This window comes from Halolamina salina, from assembly GCF_042678005.1.
GTDB classification, from domain to species: Archaea; Halobacteriota; Halobacteria; order Halobacteriales; family Haloferacaceae; genus Halolamina; species Halolamina salina.
In genome coordinates, this window is the sequence record NZ_JBHUDH010000139.1 from 20,966 (window position 1) to 23,743 (window position 2,778).

A 2,778-nucleotide genomic window follows, 5' to 3' on the forward strand; every position below is an offset into this window, starting at 1 on the left:
GCCGTCGAGGCGCTCGCGGCCGGCGACGACGACCTCGCCCGGGACGTGGTCCAGCGCGACGACGACGTGGATCGGCTGTACATGGTGGTCTCCCGCATCTTCCGGGCGACGCTGCGCAGCCCGACCGCCGCCGAGGAGCTCGGCCTCCCCCGCGAGGTCTGCTTCGACTACCACTCCAGCGCCCGGCAGCTGGAGCGGGTCGCCGACCACGCCACCAAGATCGCCCACCTCTCGCTGGAGCTGGAGGGGACGCCGCCGGAGGAGGTGACGGCGTCGCTGCAGGAGCTTCACGGCGCGGCCGCCGAGGTGATCGAGGACGCGATGGCCGCGCTGGTCGCCGAGGAGAACGACGAGGCGATCCGGCTGGCCAACGGCGCCCGCGAGCGCGTCCAGGAGATCGACGCCAGCGCCCGCGAGATCGACGAGCTACTCCGGGAGCTCGACCCCGCGCGGGCACAGCTGCTCGGGCTGATCGTCGACTCGCTCTCGCGGGCCGCGGACTACGGCGGCAACGTCGCCGAGACCGCGCTCCAGAAGGCCGCGCCGACGCCTTAGGCGAACTCGACGCCCGTGATCTCGAAGCGGGCGCCGCCGCCGTCGCTCTCGGTCAGCGTCACGTCCCAGCCGTGGGCCTCGACGATCTCTGCGACGATGTCCAGCCCGTAGCCGGTGCCCTCGGCGTTCGTCGAGTAGCCCCGCTCGAACACGATCTCGCGGTCGGCCTCGGGGATCCCCACCCCGTCGTCGGCGACGTAGAACCCGTCCTCGAGGTCGCCGACGGTCACGGTGACGCTCTCGCCCCCGGGTCGACCGTGCTCCATTGCGTTTCGGAAGAGGTTCTCTAGGAGCTGTCGGACCCGAGTCCGATCGGCGCGGATGGTCCGCTCGGTCGCGTCGACGAGGTCGGCGTCGACCGTCGAGAGATCGCCCCAGCACTCCCGACAGAGCGCCGCGAGGTCGATCGCCTCGGTCTCGCCGATCGCCTCGCCCGCGCGGGCCAGCGTCAGCAGGTCGTCGATCAGCGCGTCCATCCGGTCGAGCGCGGCGGCGGCACGGTCGAGGTGTTCGAGTTCGCCGTCCTCCCGGGCCAGTTCGACGGAGCCGTCGGCCACGTTCAGCGGGTTCCGGAGGTCGTGGGAGACGATCGAGGCAAACCGTTCGAGCCGGTCGTTCTGGCGTTCGAGTCGCTCGTTGGCCCGCTCGCGCTGGAGTTCGTAGCTGACCCAGCGACACATCAGGTCCACGAGCGTCACCTCCCAGTCGGAGAACTGGCCGTTCCGGGGGGTGGTGTCGTAGAAGCAGAACGTGCCGTACACCCCGTCGTCGACGAACACCGGGGCGCCGATGTAACAGGAGATCCCCCAGTCGCGGTAGCCCGCGCGGTCGGTCTCCTCGGGGGCGTCGCGGGCCACGTCGCCGAGTACGATCGTCTCCTCGGTGCTCGCGGCGACCTCGCAGTTGGTGGCCGACAGCGGCACCACGTCGCCCGCCTCGATCGCGTCGTCGCCCTCGTCGGCGTCGACGACCTCGAACAGGTACTCCTCGCCCTCGATCCGGGAGAGCGTCCCGTAGGCCACGTCCAACTCGGCCCGGCCCAGTGCCAGCAGCGCCTCGACCTGCTGCTCGAAGGAGCGCCCCCGGTCGGCGACGATCTCGTACATCTCCCGCAGCACGCGCACGCGGTGGTCGCCGCGTTCGTCGTCGGTTCCGATCAGCGTGACGGCGGGGCCTTCGCCCCCCAGTCGGTGGACCTCGAACGTGACGGAGCGGGCGTCCCCGTCGGCGGTTCGGAGGGTGAGTTCGACGGGACCCGCCGGGAGGTCGGTCGGCGAGGTGGCGTCGCTCTCGAACAGGTCGCCGAACGGCAGGCCGTCGATCGCGGACTCGTCGTAGCCGGCCACGTCGGTCGCGATACCGTTCCAGCTACGCAGGCGGCCGCCCCGGTCGAATCCGAAGACGGCGCCCGTGGTGGTTTCGGCAGGTGTCTGGGTACCGTTTCTCACGATGGGTCTCTACGGGCCGTAGGTGGCGGGAATACTTATAGCTCGCCGCCGGTGCGGCCGCTGACCGACGGGGAGAGCGGGAGAAAGTGCGGCGGTTACTCGTCGACGACGACCGCGTTCACCTGCCCCGTCTGGCCGGGGCGGGAGGTGACGCGGGCCGTGCCGGCGCTGGTCTCGATGACGGCGCCCTTGGTGATGATGTTCCGTCGGACGTAGTTGACGTTCGCGGGGTTCTCGGTCACGTCCTCGATCTCGGCCGCGACGGTCTCGCCGCCGTCGGCGACCTGCGCGACGTTCGTCGAGAGGGCGCGGGTCTTGCGGTTGTCGCCGCGGGCGTCGACGACGCGGAACTTCGGCTCGCCGACCGTGGTCTCGGTAGGCTCGTTACCCAGCTGGTGGCGCTTCTTCTTGTGCGATCGGACGAGTCGACCCCCGGTACGCTTGCGTCGGGAGTGGCCTTGGTCTTGCATACTCCGGGAAACGGTCAGCGAATACTTGAACCGTTCGACTCTCGGCCCAGTATCGGAATTCGGTGGGGTGTGTGGTGAGTCGACCGCGGTTCGTGATTTGTGTTGCTTGGGCCTCATCGATTGCTCAAGGACTGACATCACTGCGGCCGCGAACGGCACCGCTGCTGCATCTGCGAACACCGCGGAGTGAGCTAGACCACTTGTGACCGCAACCGCCCCGCACAGCCCACGAACCTCCCCAGCCGACTCGTTCCTTCGCTATCGCTCAGTCACTCGTCCCTCGCGCGCTCGTTCGCGCACGGAGG

3 protein-coding genes are annotated in these 2,778 nt (G+C 69.7%); 1 reads left to right on the forward strand and 2 read right to left on the reverse strand.

Going from position 1 to position 2,778, the window contains the following annotated elements; translation table 11 throughout:
* Window positions 1-555 (forward strand): PhoU domain-containing protein (locus ACFR9S_RS11980; protein ID WP_379818758.1); only part of this gene is annotated, 555 nt, incomplete at its 5' end.
* On the opposite strand, the gene ACFR9S_RS11985 is transcribed toward ACFR9S_RS11980, so the two are convergent.
* Together ACFR9S_RS11985 and ACFR9S_RS11990 are read right to left on the reverse strand one after the other, a co-directional pair.
* Entirely contained in the window at window positions 552-2,003 is a 1,452-nt protein-coding gene (locus tag ACFR9S_RS11985; RefSeq protein ID WP_379818759.1) for a sensor histidine kinase, read from the reverse strand. The two genes, ACFR9S_RS11980 and ACFR9S_RS11985, sit on opposite strands and share 4 nt — an antisense overlap.
* Before the next feature lie 95 nt (window positions 2,004-2,098).
* Window positions 2,099-2,473, reverse strand: a complete 375-nt coding sequence (locus ACFR9S_RS11990; protein ID WP_379731383.1) for a 30S ribosomal protein S8e — start codon at window positions 2,471-2,473, stop codon at window positions 2,099-2,101.
* Window positions 2,474-2,778: the final 305 nt, after the last annotated feature.